18 protein-coding genes and 1 pseudogene are annotated in these 18,507 nt (G+C 63.4%); 8 read left to right on the plus strand and 11 right to left on the minus strand.

The features are described 5' to 3' along the window. Positions 1–6 precede the first annotated feature (6 nt). Together QSV36_RS02320 and QSV36_RS02325 are read left to right on the plus strand one after the other, a co-directional pair. A complete protein-coding gene (locus QSV36_RS02320; RefSeq protein ID WP_289129447.1) occupies positions 7–1,284 on the plus strand; it encodes an acetyl-CoA C-acetyltransferase in 1,278 nt (425 codons plus the stop codon). A 43-nt stretch (positions 1,285–1,327) separates the two neighbouring features. Next, the gene (locus QSV36_RS02325; protein ID WP_289129449.1) at positions 1,328–2,107 is read left to right on the plus strand and encodes an AraC family transcriptional regulator; all 780 of its coding nucleotides are present in this window, start codon (positions 1,328–1,330) and stop codon (positions 2,105–2,107) included. Positions 2,108–2,171: 64 nt separating this feature from the next. On the opposite strand, the gene QSV36_RS25980 is transcribed toward QSV36_RS02325, so the two are convergent. The 5 genes and pseudogenes from QSV36_RS25980 to QSV36_RS02345 form a co-directional block, all read right to left on the minus strand. Then, on the minus strand, positions 2,172–2,939 hold the full coding sequence (locus QSV36_RS25980; protein ID WP_372241560.1) for a methyl-accepting chemotaxis protein: 768 nt from the start codon (positions 2,937–2,939) through the stop codon (positions 2,172–2,174). Between the two features lie 90 nt (positions 2,940–3,029). Then, positions 3,030–4,166 (minus strand): annotated as a pseudogene (locus tag QSV36_RS25985) (HAMP domain-containing protein); the annotation flags it as partial. A gap of 114 nt (positions 4,167–4,280) precedes the next feature. Then, positions 4,281–4,691, minus strand: coding sequence for a Cu(I)-responsive transcriptional regulator (cueR, locus tag QSV36_RS02335; protein ID WP_225780264.1), 411 nt, complete (start codon positions 4,689–4,691; stop codon positions 4,281–4,283). Next, entirely contained in the window at positions 4,688–7,087 is a 2,400-nt protein-coding gene (locus QSV36_RS02340; protein WP_289129455.1) for a heavy metal translocating P-type ATPase, read from the minus strand. Before QSV36_RS02340 ends, cueR begins: the two co-directional genes overlap by 4 nt. A gap of 53 nt (positions 7,088–7,140) precedes the next feature. Continuing rightward, the gene (locus QSV36_RS02345) at positions 7,141–7,527 is read right to left on the minus strand and encodes a hypothetical protein (protein ID WP_225780266.1); all 387 of its coding nucleotides are present in this window, start codon (positions 7,525–7,527) and stop codon (positions 7,141–7,143) included. A 142-nt stretch (positions 7,528–7,669) separates the two neighbouring features. On the opposite strand from QSV36_RS02345, the gene QSV36_RS02350 reads away from it, so the two are divergent. Together QSV36_RS02350 and QSV36_RS02355 are read left to right on the plus strand one after the other, a co-directional pair. Beyond that, positions 7,670–7,867, plus strand: a complete 198-nt coding sequence (locus QSV36_RS02350; protein WP_289129457.1) for a heavy-metal-associated domain-containing protein — start codon at positions 7,670–7,672, stop codon at positions 7,865–7,867. 128 nt (positions 7,868–7,995) lie between these two features. After that, positions 7,996–9,177, plus strand: a complete 1,182-nt coding sequence (locus QSV36_RS02355) for a multidrug effflux MFS transporter (protein WP_289129460.1) — start codon at positions 7,996–7,998, stop codon at positions 9,175–9,177. Here QSV36_RS02355 and QSV36_RS02360 read toward each other — a convergent pair. Beyond that, a complete protein-coding gene (locus tag QSV36_RS02360) occupies positions 9,128–9,325 on the minus strand; it encodes a hypothetical protein (RefSeq protein ID WP_289129463.1) in 198 nt (65 codons plus the stop codon). The genes QSV36_RS02355 and QSV36_RS02360 overlap by 50 nt on opposite strands. Positions 9,326–9,810: 485 nt before the next feature. Here QSV36_RS02360 and QSV36_RS02365 point away from each other — a divergent pair, with 485 nt between their 5' ends. Further along, the gene (locus QSV36_RS02365; protein WP_289129465.1) at positions 9,811–10,524 is read left to right on the plus strand and encodes an ArsR/SmtB family transcription factor; all 714 of its coding nucleotides are present in this window, start codon (positions 9,811–9,813) and stop codon (positions 10,522–10,524) included. A gap of 19 nt (positions 10,525–10,543) precedes the next feature. Here the strand turns inward: QSV36_RS02365 and QSV36_RS02370 are convergent, their stop codons facing one another. From QSV36_RS02370 to QSV36_RS02390, 5 genes are all read right to left on the minus strand, one after another. Beyond that, positions 10,544–11,491 carry an adenosine deaminase gene (locus QSV36_RS02370; protein ID WP_289129467.1) on the minus strand — a complete coding sequence of 316 codons (948 nt, stop codon included), beginning with the start codon at positions 11,489–11,491 and terminating at the stop codon, positions 10,544–10,546. Between the two features lie 86 nt (positions 11,492–11,577). Then, a complete protein-coding gene (locus QSV36_RS02375) occupies positions 11,578–12,264 on the minus strand; it encodes an SDR family oxidoreductase (RefSeq protein ID WP_289129470.1) in 687 nt (228 codons plus the stop codon). A gap of 363 nt (positions 12,265–12,627) precedes the next feature. Beyond that, positions 12,628–13,212, minus strand: coding sequence for an IMPACT family protein (locus QSV36_RS02380; protein WP_289129471.1), 585 nt, complete (start codon positions 13,210–13,212; stop codon positions 12,628–12,630). A gap of 9 nt (positions 13,213–13,221) precedes the next feature. Then, positions 13,222–13,884: a TetR/AcrR family transcriptional regulator gene (locus QSV36_RS02385; RefSeq protein WP_170028128.1), complete on the minus strand. Its 663-nt coding sequence runs from the start codon at positions 13,882–13,884 to the stop codon at positions 13,222–13,224. A gap of 90 nt (positions 13,885–13,974) precedes the next feature. Then, positions 13,975–14,895: a LysR family transcriptional regulator gene (locus tag QSV36_RS02390; RefSeq protein WP_186678996.1), complete on the minus strand. Its 921-nt coding sequence runs from the start codon at positions 14,893–14,895 to the stop codon at positions 13,975–13,977. Positions 14,896–15,010: 115 nt separating this feature from the next. On the opposite strand from QSV36_RS02390, the gene aptA reads away from it, so the two are divergent. The 3 genes from aptA to QSV36_RS02405 form a co-directional block, all read left to right on the plus strand. Beyond that, entirely contained in the window at positions 15,011–16,357 is a 1,347-nt protein-coding gene (aptA, locus tag QSV36_RS02395) for an omega-aminotransferase AptA (protein ID WP_289129473.1), read from the plus strand. A gap of 73 nt (positions 16,358–16,430) precedes the next feature. After that, a complete protein-coding gene (locus tag QSV36_RS02400) occupies positions 16,431–17,924 on the plus strand; it encodes a CoA-acylating methylmalonate-semialdehyde dehydrogenase (protein ID WP_289129476.1) in 1,494 nt (497 codons plus the stop codon). Positions 17,925–18,224: 300 nt separating this feature from the next. Then, the coding region (locus QSV36_RS02405) for a hypothetical protein (RefSeq protein ID WP_289129479.1) at positions 18,225–18,507 on the plus strand (283 nt) is incomplete at its 3' end.

Consider the following 18,507-nt stretch of genomic DNA (forward strand, 5'->3'; position numbering starts at 1 on the left):
CAGCGCATGCGTTCACCTCGCCGGGTCGCGATCCTGGGCGGCAACCGAATTCCCTTCGCCCGCTCCAATGGTGCCTACGCCACGGCCAGCAACCAGGCAATGCTGACTGCCACGCTCGAGGGGCTGATCGAACGCTACCGCCTGCATGGGTTGCGCATGGGCGAAGTGGTCGCCGGTACGGTGCTCAAGCACTCGCGCGACATGAACCTGACCCGTGAATGCGTGCTGGGTTCGCGCCTGTCACCGCAAACCCCGGCCTATGACATTCAGCAAGCCTGTGGCACCGGGCTGGAGGCGGCGCTGCTGGTGGCCAACAAGATTGCCCTGGGGCAGATCGACTGCGGCATTGCCGGTGGCGTGGATACCACCTCCGATGCACCGATTGCGGTCAACGAAGGCTTGCGCCACATCCTGCTGCAGGCCAACCGTGGCAAAAGCCTGGGCGAACGGCTCAAGCCGCTGCTCAAGCTGCGCCCCCGCCATCTGAAACCCGAGTTGCCGCGCAATGGCGAGCCGCGTACCGGCTTGTCGATGGGCGAGCACTGCGAACGCATGGCCCAGGCCTGGCACATCGACCGTGCCGCGCAGGACCAGCTGGCGTTGCACAGCCACCAGCGGCTGGCTGCTGCCTACGCCGAAGGCTGGCAGGATGACCTGCTGACCCCGTTCCTGGCGTTGACCCGCGACAACAACCTGCGCCCCGACCTGAGCCTTGAACAACTGGCCAGGCTCAAGCCGGCCTTCGACCGCAGCGGTCAGGGCACGCTGACGGCCGGTAACGCCACACCGCTCACCGACGGTGCTTCGCTGGTGCTGTTGGGCACTGAGGAGTGGGCGGCGCAGCAAGGGCTGTCGGTGCTGGCGTATCTGGTCGATGGCGAAACGGCTGCGGTGGATTTCGTCACCGGCCGCGAGGGGCTGCTGATGGCGCCGGTGTATGCGGTACCGCGCCTGCTGGCGCGTAACGGGTTGAGCTTGCAGGACTTTGACTATTACGAAATCCACGAAGCCTTTGCAGCCCAGGTGCTGTGTACGCTGAAAGCCTGGGAGAATGCCGATTATTGCCGCCAGCGCTTGGGGCTGGATGCGCCGCTCGGGGCAATCGACCGCAGCAAACTCAACGTCAAGGGCAGTTCGTTGGCGGCCGGGCACCCGTTCGCCGCGACCGGGGGGCGGATACTGGCCAACCTGGCCAAGTTGCTGGCGCAGGCGGGCCAGGGGCGAGGGCTGATTTCGATCTGTGCCGCGGGCGGGCAGGGGGTGACGGTCATCGTCGAGCGGTGAACGAGCTGTTAGGCTTGTCTGCTCGGAACTACAAGAAATCGCCATGCCGACCATCGGACAACCCCGTGCCCTCCCGGCGCTGGACCGCCTGCCCAGGCCGTTGTATGCCCGTGCCGAAAGCCTTGGCGCCGGCTCCTGGACCACTCGCCACCAACACGACTGGGTGCAATTTTCCTACGCCATCAGTGGTGTACTAGGCGTCTATACCCAAGAAGGCAGCTACTTCGCCCCGCCGCAGTGGGGGGTGTGGATACCCGCCGATGCCGAACATGAAGTGGTCACCTCGGTGCAGGCCGAAATGCGCAGCCTGTACGTGCGCCGTGACGCCTGCGCGTGGGCGCCGGAGCGATGCCGGGTGCTGGAGGTGACACCGTTGGCGCGCGAACTGATCAAGCAGTTCTGCCTGTTCCCGGCAGATTACCCGGAAGGCGACAGCGCCGAAGCGCGGCTGGTGGCGGTGCTGCTCGACCAGTTGCGCACGCTGCCCGAGGTCGGCTTCTCGCTGCCGTTACCGCGCCATCCGGGGTTGCTGGCATTGTGCAACGGCTTGATCGCTGCCCCGGAACAGCCGCAGACCTTGCAGCAATGGGCGCGCCAGCTGGGCTGTTCGGAAAAGACCCTGATGCGGCTGTTTCAGCGGGAAACGGGCTTGAGCTTTCGTAACTGGCGCCAGCGCATGCGGCTGTTGTCATCGCTGGCGTTGCTGGAGGCGGGGGAGAATGTCACCGAGGCGGCGTTGGGCTGTGGCTATGATTCCACTTCAGCCTACATCGCGGCGTTCAAGCAGCTGTTCGGTGCGACGCCGGGTGAGTTGAAACTCTGATCGTGGTCGCCGGTACTGGCTGCCTCGCGGCTGATCCCGCGAAGCAGCCAGTACCGGCAACGCGTCAGGTACGGAACCTGCGCACCAGCGCATCCAGTTCGTTGGACAGCCCGGCCAGGCTCTCTGAATCCACCCGTGCCGCCTGGGCCAGTTCGGCGACCAGCTGCGCGTCCCCGTGAATCTGGCTGATGTGCCGGTTGATGTCCTCGGCGACCTGATGCTGCTCCTCGGCCGCCGTGGCGATCTGGGTGTTCATGTCACGGATCACGTCCACCGATTCGCGAATCTGCCCGAAACTGTCACGGGCCATGCCGATGCGGCTGACCGATTGCTGCGACACTTCCAGGCTGGCGTGCATCTGCGCAGCCACTTCGGCGGTGCGGCTGGCCAGGTTGCCGAGCAGGCCGTCGATCTCGGCGGTGGAGTCGGCGGTGCGCTTGGCCAGCGCCCGCACTTCGTCGGCGACCACGGCGAAGCCACGGCCCTGCTCACCGGCGCGGGCCGCTTCGATGGCGGCGTTGAGGGCCAGCAGGTTGGTCTGCTCGGCAATCGAGCGGATGGTGCCCAGGATCGACTGGATGGCATTGCTGTCGCGCTCCAGTTGCTGGATCGACTGCGCCGATTGCTCGATCTCCTGGCTCAGGCGGTCGACGCTGTGCACCGCTGCGTCGATCTGCTGCTGGCCTTCACGGGCCTGCTGCTGGCCACTGTCGGCCGATTGCGCCGCCTGGCTGCAGGAACGTGCCACTTCGTTGGCAGTGGCGACCATTTCGTGGAAAGCGGTAGAGACCATGTCCACGGCTTCGCGCTGGCGGCCCGCCGCTTCGGCCATGTCGCTGGACACGCGGGTGGAGCTGGTCGAGGTGCTGAGAATCTTGCCGGCTGCTGCCCCGATATGCTGGATGAGGCTGCGAATGGCACCGAGGAACTGGTTGAACCAGTTGGCCAGCTGTGCGGTTTCGTCGCGGCCGCGAATTTCCAGGTTGCGGGTCAGGTCGCCTTCGCCCTGGGCGATGTCTTCCAGGCCGCTGGTGACGCTGTTGATCGGCCGTACGATCAGCTTGGCGAAGGTTGCACCGACCACGGCGAACAGTGCCGCCAGCACCACGGCCACGATACCGATCAGCCAGGTCAGGCGGGTGGTGGTCTGCATCACTTCGCTTTGCTCGATCAGGCCGATCAAGGTCCAGCCCAGCTGTTCATCCGGGTAGATGTTGGCCATGTAGCGCACGCCACCCAGCTCCACTTCGGCCAGCCCCTTGCCATGCTTGGCCAACTCGGCATAGCCGTCGCCAAAACTCGCCAGCTGCTTGAAGTTGTGCTTGGCGTCACGCGGGTCGACCAGCACGTTGCCGTTGTTTTCCACCAGCAGCACGTAGCCGCTGTCGCCCAGCTTGATCTGCTGCACGATCTCGGTCAGGCCTTTGAGCGAAACGTCGATGTTGACCACGCCGCCGGGGTTGCCCAGCTGGTTGGCCACGGTGCGCACGGTGCTGACCAGCACGGCGTCGTCGGGTGCCCAGTAGTAGGCTTCGGTGCGCAGGGTCTTGCCAGGGTTGGCCATGGCCAGCTGGTACCAGGGACGGGTACGGGGGTCATAATTGACGAACTTCTGCCCGGCTGGCCAGCCGACGTAGCCACCGTCATTCACCCCGTAGGACAAGTAGGCATAGGCGGGGTGCGAGGTGGCCAGGCGGGTCATGAACTCCAGCACTTTGCTGGCCTGGTCGCCCAGTTCGTAGGACGGCGTTGCGCTCATGTACTTGTTCAGTTCGCTGCCGGTGGCGGCGACCAGCGGCTGCGATGCCATGTACTCGACGTTCTGGTTGATCCCCTGGAAGAAGATGTTCATCGCGTTGCCGACCTGGCGGATTTCCCGGCTGCTGCCGTCGAGGAACCCGTCGCGTGCCTCGCCACGCAGGTTGAGGACCACCAACGTGGCCACCAGGACGATGGGCAAGCCGGCAATGACCGCGAATGCCCAGGTCAGTTTCTGTTTGATGCTCATCGACGCCCCCGGTTTTTTATTGTTGCTACTCGAAGCAGGTAATAACTGCATCGGCAGCGTCCGGGTTTAATGTAGGAAAAATGCCCGTATTTATGGGACTTCGTCGCGACTGGTGACTATTCGGTCTTCTCTGACGTATATGGCATACCAAAAACGCGCCGATAATCAGTGACAACAGCTGCCTGCAGCACCATTTGCCAGGTCCTTGAGGATCGGGCAATCCGGGCGGTCATCGCCCTGGCAGTGCGAAACCAGCTCGGCAAGGGTGTCACGCAGGCTCACCAGCTCCTCGATACGCCGGTTCAGCTCATCGATGTGTTGCAGGGCCAGCGCCTTCACATCGGCGCTGGCACGTTGGCGGTCCTGCCACAAGGTCAGCAGCTTGCCAACTTCCTCAAGCGAAAAACCCAGGTCGCGGGAGCGCTTGATGAATGCCAGGCTGTGCAGGTCTTCCGCCTGGTACAGACGGTAGCCGCTGTCGCTGCGCGTGGCGGGCTTGAGCAGGCCGATGGACTCGTAGTAGCGGATCATCTTGGTACTGAGCCCGCTGCGACGGGCGGCCTGACCGATGTTCATGAAGCCTCCTGGGTATCACGGCTGGGTTTCCAGGCCTTGAGCCACAACGCGTTGCTCACCACGCTGACGCTGGACAGGGCCATGGCGGCGCCCGCCAGTACCGGGTTGAGGTAACCCAGCGCGGCCAGCGGGATGCCGATGAGGTTGTAGATGAACGCCCAGAACAGGTTCTGGCGGATCTTCGCGTAGGTCTTGCGGCTGATCTCCAACGCAGCTGGCACCAGGCGCGGGTCACCGCGCATCAGGGTGATGCCGGCGGCCTGCATGGCCACGTCGGTGCCGCCGCCCATGGCAATGCCGATATCGGCGGCGGCCAGCGCCGGCGCATCGTTGATGCCGTCGCCGACCATGGCGACCACGCCATCGCGCTTCAATGCGGCCACGGTTGCCGCCTTGTCGGCCGGCAGCACTTCGGCATGCACATCGTCGATGCCCAGCGCGTCGGCGACCACCTTGGCGCTGCCGCGGTTGTCACCGGTCAGCAGGTGGCTACTGATAGCGCGTGCATGCAGGGCCTCGATCGCCTGCGCGGCGCCGGGCTTGAGGCTGTCCCCAAATGCGAACAGGCCCAGCACACGGGGTTGCGTGCCGCGTTCGATCAACCACGACAAGGTGCGCCCTTCGGCCTCCCAGGCCTGGGCCTGGGTAGCGAGGTCTCCGGCTAGCAGGGCGTTTTCGTCGAGCAGGCGGCGGTTGCCCAGGGCCAGCTCGCGGCCTTCCACGCGCCCAGCGATGCCACGCCCGGCCAGCGCCTGGCTGTCGCTGACGCTGGGTACGTCCAGCCCTTGTTCGGCACAGGCAGCCAGCACCGCCTTGGCCAGCGGGTGTTCGCTGCCGCGCTGCAGGGCGCCAGCCAGGCGGTGCAGGTCGGCGCTGCTGCCTACCTGCGCCTGGCTGTGCACTACCCGGGGGCTGCCGGAGGTGAGGGTGCCGGTCTTGTCGAACACCACGCGGTTGACTGCATGCGCACGTTCCAGGGCTTCAGCATCCTTGATCAGGATGCCGTGGCGGGCGGCGACCCCGGTGCCGGCCATGATCGCGGCAGGGGTGGCCAGGCCGAGGGCGCAGGGGCAGGCGATGACCAGCACGGCAACGGCATTGATCAATGCGGTTTCCAGTGGCGCACCGGCCAGCCACCAGCCGACCAAGGTGATCAGTGCCAGCACCAGCACGGCCGGGACGAACACCTGGCTGACCCGGTCGACCAGCTTCTGGATCGGGGCCTTGGCGGCCTGGGCGTCTTCCACCAGGCGGATGATGCGTGCCAGCACGGTCTCGGTGCCGAGTGCCTGGGTACGTACCAGCAGCCGGCCTTCGCCATTGATAGCGCCGCCGGTGACACTGTCGCCAGGCTGCTTGGGCACCGGCAGGCTTTCGCCACTGATCAAGGCTTCATCGGCATAGCTGCTGCCGTCCTCGACCCTGCCATCGACCGGGAAGCGCTCGCCAGGCTTGACCAGCACCAGGTCGCCGAGGCGTAGCTGGGCGATGGCTACGTCTTCTTCCCTGCCATCGACTACGCGCACGGCTCGTTCCGGGCGCAGGGCCTCAAGGGCGCGAATGGCGCTGGCGGTCTGCCGCTTGGCACGGCTTTCCAGGTACTTGCCCAGCAGTACCAGGGCAATCACCACGGCCGAGGCTTCGAAATACAGGTGCGGCACCATGCCCGCCGAAGCCTGCGCCCATTGGTACAGGCTCAGGCCGTAGCCGGCGCTGGTACCCAGCGCCACCAGCAGGTCCATGTTGCCGGCGCCGGCACGCACGGCCTTCCAGGCCGCCACGTAGAAGCGAGCGCCGAGCACGAACTGCACAGGCGTGGCCAGCACGAACTGCACCCAGGCGGGTAGCATCCAGTGCACACCGAAAGGTTGCAGCAGCATGGGCAGCACCAGCGGCAAGGCCAGCAACAGGGCCGCAGCGACGGCCAGGCGTTCGTTGCGCAGGCGCCGCTCGGCAGCAGCCTGGTCGTCCCTGGCCGTGTGCGGCAGGCTGGCGCTGTAGCCGGCCTTTTGCACCGCGTCGATCAGCAGGTTGTCGTCGACGGTCGGGAGCACTGCAAGGTGTGCCCGTTCGCTGGCCAGGTTGACACTGACCTGTTCCACGCCTGGCAGCCTGGCGAGGGCACGCTCCACCCGCCCGACGCAACTGGCGCAGGTCATGCCGCCGATCTGCAGCTCGATGGTGCGGGTGGGCACGCTGTAGCCGGCGTCACGTACGGCATTGACCAAGGCCGGCAGGCTGTTGGCCGGGGCCTGGACCCGCGCCTGTTCGGTGGCGAGGTTGACACTGACCTGCTCGGCGCCGGTGACCTTGCGCAGGGCGCGCTCGACCCGGCCGGCACAGCTGGCGCAGGTCATGCCGGCGATCGGCAGGTCGTAAGTGGTAGATGCGGACATGGGCTCTCCTCCTTGGGCATGCCGCCAGCATCAACCTTGCCACGCGGGTAAGGTCAATAGCCCAGGCCGGCTCGTTGCAACTCCAGCCCATGTTGCCCCATGGCGATGCGGTATTTGTTGATCTGGCCCGCCTGCAGGTTCAATCGTGTGCTGCGTTGGTCCTCGATACCCGGCGCGCAGCCCGGCATTTGCCCGGGCAGTACGCGCAGGCGCACGTCCACCGGGCCTGCTGGCAGGTTGAACGAGGTGGACTGCTCCTGAAATACGCGCCCGGAGAGCTGGTCGTTGAGATAGATGCCGATTTCGCAGCTGGTGGCCACTTCCAGGCGCTCGCGGGAAATGATCAGTACGCTGTAGTCCGCGTTGCCCTCGGCGCTGGCCGGTGGCACCGCAGCCAGCGTGCTCAACAGCCCGACGACGCCCAATACTGCCCTGAACATGAAGAATCTCCTGCTTGCCTGATCATCAAAGGCGCAGCTTGGCCGACGCGCGCGCGGATTTCCACCCCGGCAGTTGTCGCCAGGACTTGACCTTGCCCCGGTGGCAAGCTTGAGACTGGCCAAAACTGAAGGAGGTAACCCCATGCAAGTGTTCAATGTACAAGGCATGACCTGTGGCCACTGTGTGAAGGCCGTAACCCGGGCCGTGCAAGAGCAGGATGCGGCGGCCAAGGTGGAAGTCGACCTGGCGGCCAGGCAGGTACGGGTGCAGAGTGAGCTGGCGCAGGAGCAGATCCTCAGCGCCATTCGGGAAGAAGGCTATCAAGCCGAGGTGGCATGACCGGGCCAATGCTGGCGTCCCTCCGGCGCAGCCGTATCGAACAGGCCAGATTGTTGCAAATGTTTTCGTACTGACGGGGTGCATAGCAGGTAGAATCAATTACTTGCTTAGCCTGCTATGGATTCCTGATGAACCTGCGAATAGTGCTCATCCTGGGTGCACTCAGTGCGTTCGGGCCCTTGGCGATCGACTTCTACCTGCCCGCCTTCCCGGCCATGGCGCAAGCGTTCGCTACCGATGAAAAACACGTCCAGACCACCTTGGCCGCCTATTTCCTTGGCTTGTCCATCGGGCAACTGGCCTATGGTCCGGTGGCTGACCGCTTTGGCCGGCGCAAACCGCTGATGTTCGGCGTGTCCCTGTTCACCCTGGCGTCACTGGCCTGTGCCTATGCGCCCAACCTCGACACCCTGGTGCTGGCGCGCTTTGTCCAGGCACTGGGCGGTTGCGCCGGCATGGTATTGTCGCGGGCCATCGTCAGTGACAAGTGCGACCCGGTGGCCTCGGCCAAGGTATTTTCGCAACTGATGCTGGTAATGGGCCTGGCGCCGATCCTGGCGCCCATGCTGGGCGGTGTGCTGGTGAACGTGGCTGGCTGGCAATCGATCTTCCTCGCGCTGAGCCTGTTCAGTGCCGGCTGCCTGCTGGCAGTCGGCCTGGGCCTGCCGGAAAGCTTGCCCGAGGATATGCCGCGCCAGCCACTGTCTGGCGCCGTGCGCCAATACCTGCGGCTGTTCGCTGACCGGGTGTTCCTCGGTCATGCCCTGACCGGTGGGATAGCGATTGCCGGCATGTTTGCCTACATTGCCGGTTCACCTTTCGTGTTCATCAAGCTCTACGGCGTACCGGCCGAGCATTACGGCTGGTTGTTCGGCACCAACGCTGCCGGTTTCATCCTCGTGGCGCAGGTGAATGCCCGTTTGCTGGCCAGACGTGGGCCGGCATTCCTGCTGGCGCGGGCGGTCTGGCTGTACCTGGCGGCTGGCCTGGTGCTGCTGGGCGTGGCGGCGCTGCATCCGGCGCAGTTGTGGCCACTGCTGGTGCCATTGTTCATCTGCATCGCCAGCCTCGGCTGCATCATCCCCAACGCTTCGGCCTGCGCCATGAGCGGGCAGGGCGCGCGGGCTGGCAGTGCCTCGGCGTTGATGGGCTGCCTGCAGTTCAGTGTCGCTGCCGGCGCGGCGGCACTGGTCGGGCTGCTGCATGACGGCAGTGCGATACCGATGGCGTTGGTGATCAGCCTGTGCGGCGCGCTGGTCGTCAGTGTCGCGCTGTTGACCCGGCGCTTGCAGGCCAGGGCCCCCGCATGAGCGGGTGAGGTGCCTGCAGGCGGGTTTCCAGGGTGGCGACGAAGGCACGCGCTTCGGCCTCGCTGCGGAAACTGACCACGTGCTGATCGAGCTGGACTTGCCACGGGCAGGCCGGGTTCCGGCTCGACGGGCTGACGACAATCTTCATCGCGGCATACCTCTACAGGGAAACAGCCGCTGTAGTGTAGCGCCGCCCCTTCTGCCTGCCATGACCCTGCAACAGTGTCCTGACTGACGGTCGGGCAGGCTGGTCTGCACCTTTTTCACCCCGGGGCACAATGCCCATGAGCGTGTAGAACCTTCGCTTTGGTTCGCGTTATTTGTGGAAGCTAGCTGTCGGGCACATCCGAAGTTGTGTCTGGTGTTTCTACCGTGGGAACTCCCTGACCAGCAGTGGGTGCGACCTGGCTGCTTCAGCGCGCGGCTTGGGCTGGGTTTGCAGGTTTGTTCTCGATTCACCATGGGTACACCTACCCAGTTGTTTGCGGACGAAGGTGCCGCCGCGGTAGGGCTGCCTGAGTGGCGTTTTTTGCGGCTTATACTGGCGAACCAGGCCAGTGCCAGCGAGAGGCGCTTCCCTGCCAGGGTTGGCCATCGCATCCACACAGTGAACTTGCAGGGAGTTACAGGGACATGAACGCAGCCAGCAGTATCAGCCAGATCGCCAGCCTGATGGCCGACCCCAAGCGCAGTGCCATGTTGTGGGCATTGATCGATGGCACACCACGCTTGGCCAAAGAGCTTGCGGTGATGACCGGCCTGACCTCCTCATCGGCCTGCGCGCATCTTTCCCTGTTGTCGTCTGCCGGCTTGCTCCGGCATGAAGCGCGGGGCCGCAAACGCTACTTCCGCTTGGCCACCCCCCAGGTCGGGGCTGCAGTGGAGGCGCTGGCCAGTGTCCAGCTGGAAAGTGCCAAGGCGACGCAGGCCAAGGCACCGGTGACATCGTTGCCAATGTCGGTACGCCGGGCGCGCCGCTGTGGTGATCACCTGGGCGGGGAGCTGGCCAGTGAGCTGTATCACCGCCTGGTGGTCGCCGGCTGGCTGGAGGGCAGTGGTCGGCAGTTGATGGTCAGTGATGAAGGGCGGGCGCAGTTGGCGCTGGTGGGGGTCTATATCGATGCGCTGGCGCCTCACCAGCAACGTGGCTGTGTAATCTGTCACTGCACCGAGTGCAACGACCAAGGGCCGCATCTGGGTGGCGTGCTGGGGCAGGCGTTGTTCAGGCTGTTCCTTCAATCCGGCTGGATGCGCGAGGCCGAAGACACACGGGCTTTGCATATTTCGGCGCTGGGCATCCAGCAGATCAATCGCATCGCCCGCGTGGCGACGTTGCAGGTCGGTTGACCGCAACGCCGTCACTCATTCACACCAACCGCGCATCCAGGCTGTTCTGGGCCAGGCGACGGGCCTGGGTTTCGCTCATGCCCAGGTGGGTGTGCAGGGCGTGGAAGTTTTCGGTGACGTAGCCACCGAAGTAGGCCGGGTCGTCCGAGTTGACCGTCACCTTCACGCCGCGCTCGAGCATGTCGAGGATGTTGTGCTGGCTCATGTGGTCGAACACACAGAGCTTGGTATTCGACAGCGGGCACACCGTGAGCGGGATCTGCTCGTCGATGATGCGCTGCATCAGCCGCTCGTCCTCGATAGCGCGCACGCCGTGGTCGATGCGCTTGACCTTCAGCAGGTCCAGGGCCTCCCAGATGTACTCGGGTGGGCCTTCTTCACCGGCGTGGGCGACGGCGACGAAGCCTTCGCTGCGAGCGCGGTCGAACACACGCTGGAACTTGCTGGGCGGGTGGCCCATTTCCGAGCTGTCCAGGCCAACGGCGATGAACGCATCACGGAACGGCAATGCCTGGTCGAGGGTTTTCTGGGCTTCGTCTTCGCTGAGGTGGCGCAGGAAGCTGAGGATCAGGCCACTGCTGATGCCCAGTTGCTTGCGGCCATCCTTGAGCGCCTGGTCGATGCCATTGAGCACCACTTCGAAGGGGATACCGCGGTCGGTGTGGGTTTGCGGGTCGAAGAACGGTTCGGTGTGGATGACGTTCTGCGCCTTGCAGCGTTGCAGGTAGGCCCAGGTCAGGTCGTAGAAGTCCTGCTCGGTACGCAGCACGTCGGCACCCTGGTAATACAGGTCGAGGAATTCCTGCAGGTTGTTGAAGGCATAGGCGGCACGCAAGGCTTCCACGTCGGCCCACGGCAAGGCGATCTTGTTGCGCTCGGCCAGGGCGAACAGCAACTCGGGCTCCAGCGAGCCTTCCAGGTGCAGGTGCAGTTCGGCCTTGGGCAGGGCGTTCAACCAGTCATACATAGTGGGTCATCTCGATCAGGTACGGTTGCCGCCATTCTACAGGGCCTGGCCGTGCAATGTGCCCGGCCAGATTGCAACCTGGTGAGTCACCAGACCAGGGGTTCGCCCTTGTAGTTGATGAAGCGCAGGCCGCCGTGGCCACTCTGGGCCTTGATCTGCTCGAGCATGCCGCGGGTGCTGGTCAGCACATCGATCTCGGCATTTTCGCCGCCCATGTCGGTCTTGACCCAACCCGGGTGCATGGCCAGCACACACAGGTCGGGGCGTTGCTGTTCGACGACGAAGCTGTTGATCATCGAGTTGAGCGCTGCCTTGCTGGCCTTGTACAGGCAAATCTCGCCACCGTCGGGGATGGTCACGCTGCCCAGGATCGAACTCATGAAGGCCAGCACACCGCTACCTTCGCGTACCTGGCCAACCAGGCGGCGGGCCACGCGGATGGGGGCCACGGCGTTGGTCATGAACAGCTCACCGATGTCTTCGTTCTGCACCGCTTCCAGGTCTTGTGGCAAAGGCCCCATGATGCCGGCATTGACGAAGACCAGATCGAACACCTGGCCGTGCAGGCGCTGCTTGAGGCTATCCAGCTGGGCTGTGTCGTTCATTTCCAACTGTTCGATACGCACGCCCGGCACATCAGCCAGGCCCCCAGGCTGCTGCGGGTTGCGCACGGTGGCGGTGATGTTCCAGCCGTCCTCATGCAGGCGTTGCACCAGGCCCAGGCCCAGCCCGCGCGAGGCGCCGATGATGAGGGCCGATCTTGAAGAAGCCATAGGATCATTCCTTTATCGGTGTATGAAAAGGTAATGAGCATACGTCACTGTGGGCACCGGTGCCCGTCCTGTGAGTGGATAAAATTTGATCAGTGTTCCGCGGTCCTACGTGGCTGGGCGCCTGGCCGGTTGGCGCACGGGTTATCCACAGGCTGTTCCACAGTTATTGTGTGAAAGCTGAGAGGGAAGACTGAGACTTTTGGCGTTGCGTTGGGGATAACTTGCAGGCATGCAGCCGCTCGAGGCTATCCCAAAGCTGCGCTCAAAAAATAGTCAATGCTCTGTGTGCCTTGAAAATATTGGCCTGCAGGCGAGTGCCCCAAGCTTATCCACAGGCCGGCCCACAGTTGTTGTGGGCAATGTTCAACGCGCTTCGAGCAGAATGCGTCCGCGGCTCAGGTCGGCCAGTTGCTGTTGCAATGACGTCAGGTGGGCATCGCCGAGGGCTATTAGCAGATCAACGCCATTGGCAGTGAACTGCTCGTCGAGCACCAATCCGTCAACCTCCGCCAGGCGCAACTTCACCAGCGCCAGTTCGCTGAAACCACAGCTGCAGGAGAATTCGCTGCGTTGCACCAGCAACCGTTTGGGGGCCTGTTGCAGGCACTTGTTGGCACCGCCGCCATAGGCCCTGGCCAGGCCTCCGGTGCCCAGTTGGATGCCGCCGTACCAGCGGATCACCAGCACCACCACCTGGTCGCAGTCCTGCGCTTCGATGGCTGCCAGGATCGGTCGCCCGGCAGTGCCCCCCGGTTCGCCGTCATCACTGCTGCGGTACTGGGCGCCAAGCTTCCAGGCCCAGCAGTTGTGGGTAGCGGCCAGGTCGCTGTGGCGTTCGATGAAACTCATCGCTTCAGCGGCACTGCTGATGGGCCCGGCGAGGGTGATGAAGCGGCTTTTGCGGATTTCCTCGCGGTATTCGCACAGGTCGAGCAGGGTAGAGGGCATAAATGACGGTCAGGCAGCCGGCTTGATGCCGCAGCCTTTCAGGATGATGTGGATAAGGTTGTTGCTGGCGTCTTCCATGTCCTGCTTGGTCAGGCGGCTACGGCCGGTAACCTGGCAGATCTGCGTGGCGAAGTCGGCGTAGTGCTGGGTACTGCCCCAGAGCAGGAAGATCAGGTGCACCGGGTCGACCGGGTCCATCTTGCCGGCCTCGATCCAGGCTTGGAATACCGCGGCACGGCCGCGGAACCATTCGCGGTAGTCGGCGCTGAAGTATTCGGTCAGGCAGGTGCCGCCGCTGATCACCTCCATGGCGAAGATTCGCGAGGCTTGCGGGTTGCGCCGGGAGAATTCCATCTTGGTGCGGATGTACTGGCTCAGGGCTTCGGCCGGGTCGTCATCGACGCTCAAGGCGTTGAAGGTGCTGTCCCACAACTCGATGATGTTGCTGAGCACGGCAATGTACAGGCCGAGCTTGTTGGTGAAGTAGTAATGCAGGTTGGCCTTGGGCAACCCCGCCTTGAGGGCGATGGTGTTCATGCTGGTGCCCTTGAAACCGTGGCGGGCGAACTCGTCTTCGGCGGCCTGGATGATGGCCTGTTCGTTTTTCTGGCGAATACGGCCCGCGGGTTTGCCCGAGGTGGCGAGGCGATGCGCAGGGACTTCTAGGGTCATGGACGATTCCGTACGGGTCAATGGCTGCGGCTGTCGGACAAGATTACCTGCCTGCGCCGATGTGACAAGCGTTTGCGGCAAAGACTGGCATCAGCGTGTCGCAGCCAGGCTCTCGAGGAAGCTTTCCAGCACCAGGTTGGGCCGCCGGCCCTTGCGCGTTACCCAACTCAGGCTGAGGTCATAGAAGCGCTGCCGGGGTTTGAGCGCACGCAAGCGACCTTGCTGTACCCAGAACGTGGCGTAATGGTCAGGCAGGTAACCGATATAGCGCCCGGTAAGGATGAGAAACGCCATGCCCTCGCGGTCCGACGCACTTGCCGTGCAGTTCAGGGCCTGATAATGCGCCTGGATCTCGGCCGGCAGGCGGAAGGTGGGGGCGATGGCTTCCTGGCTGTTGAGGCGGTCGTCGTCTATCTGCTGGTCATCGGCATAGAACAGCGGGTGGCCGACGGCGCAGTACAGCAGCGAGCGCTCGCTGTACAACGGCTGGTACTCCAGGCCCGACAGCGGGCTGGTCTGCGGCACCACGCCGACGTGCAGGCTACCGTCGAGCACGCCGTGTTCGACCTGGCTGGGCGCGATCATGCGGATCTGGATGCGTACATCGGGGCCGCGGTCCTTGAGTTCGGCCAGGGCATGGGTGATGCGCATGTGCGGCAAGGTGACCAGGTTGTCGGTCAGGCCAATGTTCAGCTCGCCCCGCAAATGCTGGTGCAGGCCGTTGACTTCGGTGCGGAAGCTTTCCAGGGCGCTAAGCAATTGCAGGGCCGAATGGTAGACCTCGCGGCCTTCCTCGGTCAGCGAGAACCCGGCGCGACCGCGCTGGCACAGGCGCAGGCCCAGGCGCTGTTCCAGGTCGTTCATTTGCTGGCTGATGGCCGAGCGACCTATGCCCAGGACGTTCTCGGCAGCCGAGAAGCCCCCGCACTCGACAACGCTGCGGTAGATCTTCAGCAGGCGGATGTCGAAATCGCTGACCTGGGCGAGTGGGTCGGGGCGTCTGCTCATCAGTTTAGTCGTGGCCTGTCTGAAGGTTAGAAATGTTGGCTTTTTCAGACTTTATCGCCGTGCCACCTTAGCTGCAACAACATCCATCGTTGCCTAGTCGTCTTCCGAGGAACCGCCGATGAACATGCCCGAAACCGCTTCCGCCGGTATCGCCAGCCAGCTCAAGCTGGATGCCCACTGGATGCCCTACACCGCCAACCGCAACTTCCAGCGCGACCCACGCCTGATCGTGGCGGCCGAAGGCAACTACCTGGTCGATGACAAGGGGCGCAAGATCTTCGATGCGCTGTCGGGGCTATGGACATGTGGCGCCGGGCACACCCGCAAGGAGATCACCGAGGCGGTAGCACGCCAGGTCGGTACCCTGGACTACTCACCGGCCTTCCAGTTCGGCCACCCGCTGTCATTCCAGCTGGCCGAGAAGATCACCGAACTGACCCCGGGCGACCTGAACCATGTGTTCTACACCAACTCCGGTTCCGAGTGCGCCGACACCGCGCTGAAGATGGTGCGCGCCTACTGGCGCCTGAAAGGCCAGGCGACCAAGACCAAGATCATCGGCCGTGCCCGCGGCTACCACGGCGTGAACATCGCCGGCACCAGCCTGGGTGGCGTCAACGGTAACCGCAAGCTGTTCGGCCAGTTGCTGGATGTCGACCACCTGCCTCACACCGTGCTACCAGTGAACGCCTTCTCCAAGGGCCTGCCGGAAGAGGGCGGCATCGCCCTGGCCGACGAAATGCTCAAGCTGATCGAACTGCACGATGCGTCCAACATCGCTGCCGTGATCGTCGAGCCACTGGCGGGTTCAGCCGGTGTACTGCCGCCGCCTAAGGGTTACCTGAAGCGCCTGCGCGAAATCTGCACCCAGCACAACATCCTGCTGATCTTCGACGAAGTGATCACCGGTTTCGGCCGCATGGGGGCAATGACCGGTGCCGAAGCCTTCGGTGTGACCCCGGACCTGATGTGTATCGCCAAACAGGTAACCAACGGTGCTATCCCGATGGGCGCGGTGATCGCCAGCAGCGAGATCTACCAGACCTTCATGAACCAGCCGACTCCGGAATACGCCGTGGAATTCCCGCACGGCTACACCTACTCGGCCCACCCGGTAGCTTGCGCCGCCGGCATCGCGGCACTGGACCTGCTGCAGAAGGAAAACCTGGTGCAGTCGGCCGCCGAGCTGGCACCGCACTTCGAGAAGCTGCTGCACGGCGTGAAGGGTACGAAGAACATCGTCGATATCCGCAACTACGGCTTGGCCGGCGCGATCCAGATCGCTGCCCGTGATGGTGATGCCATTGTGCGTCCGTACGAAGCGGCGATGAAGCTGTGGAAGGCCGGGTTCTATGTGCGCTTTGGTGGCGACACCCTGCAGTTCGGCCCAACCTTCAACACCACGCCGCAGCAACTGGACCGCCTGTTCGATGCAGTGGGCGAGACCCTGAACCTGATCGACTGATCTGTCCGATTCTGATGTCAGGTGCGCGAGCAGATCGCGCGCCTGGCTCAACCTTCTTTATCTGGAGTTTTGCATGAGCATTGTTCAGCATTTGATCAACGGCGAGCTGGTTACCAAGGGTGAGCGCAGCGCCGATGTTTTCAACCCGTCCACTGGCCAGGCTGTACGCAAGGTCGAGCTGGCCAGCCGCGCGACCGTGCAGCAGGCGATCGACTCGGCCAAGGCGGCCTTCCCGGCGTGGCGCAACACCCCACCGGCCAAGCGTGCCCAGGTCATGTTCCGTTTCAAGCAGTTGCTGGAGCAGAACGAAGCCCGCATCGCGCAAATGATCAGCGAAGAACATGGCAAGACCCTGGAAGACGCCGCCGGGGAACTGAAGCGTGGCATCGAGAACGTCGAGTTCGCCTGTGCAGCGCCAGAAGTGCTGAAAGGCGAGTACAGCCGCAACGTCGGCCCCAACATCGACGCCTGGTCCGACTTCCAGCCGCTGGGCGTGGTTGCCGGCATCACCCCGTTCAACTTCCCGGCCATGGTGCCGCTGTGGATGTACCCGCTGGCCATCGCCTGCGGTAACGCATTCATCCTCAAGCCTTCCGAGCGTGACCCGAGCTCCACCCTGTACATCGCCCAACTGCTGCACGAAGCCGGCCTGCCGAACGGCATCCTCAACGTGGTGCATGGTGACAAGGAAGCGGTGGATGCGCTGATCGAAGCGCCGGAGGTGAAGGCCCTGAGCTTCGTCGGTTCGACCCCGATCGCCGAGTACATCTATGCCGAAGGCACCAAGCGTGGCAAGCGCGTGCAAGCCCTGGGAGGTGCCAAGAACCACGCAGTGCTGATGCCCGATGCCGACCTGGACAATGCGGTCAGCGCGCTGATGGGCGCGGCCTATGGTTCTTGCGGCGAGCGTTGCATGGCCATTTCGGTAGCGGTGTGCGTGGGTGATCAGGTGGCGGATGCGCTGATTGCCAAGCTCGTACCGCAGATCGAGGCATTGAAGATCGGTGCTGGCACCTCGTGTGGTCTGGACATGGGCCCGCTGGTGACTGCTGCAGCCCGTGACAAGGTGGTGGGCTACATCGACGAGGGTGTTGCTGCTGGCGCCAAGCTGGTGGTGGATGGCCGTGGCTACCGTGTAGCCGGCAATGAGGATGGCTACTTCGTGGGTGGCACCCTGTTCGACAAGGTGACGCCGGAGATGCGCATCTATAAGGAAGAGATCTTTGGCCCGGTGCTGTGCGTGGTGCGCGTCAACAGCCTGGAGCAGGCCATGCAGCTGATCAATGATCACGAATACGGCAATGGCACCTGCATCTTCACCCGTGACGGTGAAGCGGCGCGCCTGTTCTGCGACGAGATCGAAGTGGGCATGGTTGGTGTGAACGTACCGTTGCCAGTGCCGGTGGCTTACCACAGCTTTGGTGGCTGGAAGCGTTCGCTGTTCGGTGACCTGCATGCCTATGGGCCGGACGGGGTGCGTTTCTATACCCGTCGCAAGGCGATCACCCAGCGCTGGCCGCAACGCGCCAGCCATGAGGCTTCGCAGTTTGCCTTCCCTAGCTTGTAAGCAATGAACAGAAGCGGGGAGGCCGTCAGGCCTCCCCACTTTGTTTTTGGGGTGTGCGCTTGGGCAGCGCTCGGTCTTACAGTCGCTGAATGCGTCGTGGCGGGCACTTGGCAGCCGTGATACGGTCTTTTTCGCGTCCATTTCAATTTCTTGAAATTAACCCTTGACCCCTCTCCGAATCCCCTTATAATGCGCCCCACTTCCAGCGACATTGGAACGAAAAACTCCTTGCTAATCAACGAGTTAAGTAGTGGCAAAGAGGTTGGAAGGGCTACGGTCGCATGATCGGCAGCGGTTGAGATGAAGGTTGACAGCGGTTTTAAACGCTGTATGATTCGCCTCCCGCTACGAGTGATCGCAGCGAGTCAAGTGTTTGAAGCTAAACGAGTTTCTCGCAAAAAACTTCAAAATAAACGCTTGACAGCCAATGAGGAAAGCGTAGAATGCGCGCCTCGGTTGAGGCGAAACACTCTTAACCAAACGCTCTTTAACAAATCGAATCAAGCAATTCGTGTGGGTGCTTGTGAGTACGGACTGATAGTCACAAAGATTATCAGCATCACAAGTGGCCATGCGAGAAATC

The organism is Pseudomonas sp. BCRC 81390, assembly GCF_030341915.1.
Taxonomy (GTDB): domain Bacteria; phylum Pseudomonadota; class Gammaproteobacteria; order Pseudomonadales; family Pseudomonadaceae; genus Aquipseudomonas.

Coding starts and splice junctions, on each gene's coding strand:
- QSV36_RS02375 (WP_289129470.1), bottom strand. CDS start 12,264: ATGGCTTCTTCAAGATCGGCCCTCATCATCGGCGCCTCGCGCGGGCTG.
- QSV36_RS02360 (WP_289129463.1), bottom strand. CDS start 9,325: ATGAAGATTGTCGTCAGCCCGTCGAGCCGGAACCCGGCCTGCCCGTGG.
- QSV36_RS02345 (WP_225780266.1), bottom strand. CDS start 7,527: ATGTTCAGGGCAGTATTGGGCGTCGTCGGGCTGTTGAGCACGCTGGCT.
- QSV36_RS02325 (WP_289129449.1), top strand. CDS start 1,328: ATGCCGACCATCGGACAACCCCGTGCCCTCCCGGCGCTGGACCGCCTG.
- QSV36_RS02340 (WP_289129455.1), bottom strand. CDS start 7,087: ATGTCCGCATCTACCACTTACGACCTGCCGATCGCCGGCATGACCTGC.
- QSV36_RS02400 (WP_289129476.1), top strand. CDS start 16,431: ATGAGCATTGTTCAGCATTTGATCAACGGCGAGCTGGTTACCAAGGGT.
- QSV36_RS02355 (WP_289129460.1), top strand. CDS start 7,996: ATGAACCTGCGAATAGTGCTCATCCTGGGTGCACTCAGTGCGTTCGGG.
- QSV36_RS02365 (WP_289129465.1), top strand. CDS start 9,811: ATGAACGCAGCCAGCAGTATCAGCCAGATCGCCAGCCTGATGGCCGAC.
- aptA (WP_289129473.1), top strand. CDS start 15,011: ATGAACATGCCCGAAACCGCTTCCGCCGGTATCGCCAGCCAGCTCAAG.
- QSV36_RS02385 (WP_170028128.1), bottom strand. CDS start 13,884: ATGACCCTAGAAGTCCCTGCGCATCGCCTCGCCACCTCGGGCAAACCC.
- QSV36_RS02380 (WP_289129471.1), bottom strand. CDS start 13,212: ATGCCCTCTACCCTGCTCGACCTGTGCGAATACCGCGAGGAAATCCGC.
- QSV36_RS02370 (WP_289129467.1), bottom strand. CDS start 11,491: ATGTATGACTGGTTGAACGCCCTGCCCAAGGCCGAACTGCACCTGCAC.
- QSV36_RS25980 (WP_372241560.1), bottom strand. CDS start 2,939: ATGGCCGAAGCGGCGGGCCGCCAGCGCGAAGCCGTGGACATGGTCTCT.
- QSV36_RS02320 (WP_289129447.1), top strand. CDS start 7: ATGCGTTCACCTCGCCGGGTCGCGATCCTGGGCGGCAACCGAATTCCC.
- QSV36_RS02350 (WP_289129457.1), top strand. CDS start 7,670: ATGCAAGTGTTCAATGTACAAGGCATGACCTGTGGCCACTGTGTGAAG.
- cueR (WP_225780264.1), bottom strand. CDS start 4,691: ATGAACATCGGTCAGGCCGCCCGTCGCAGCGGGCTCAGTACCAAGATG.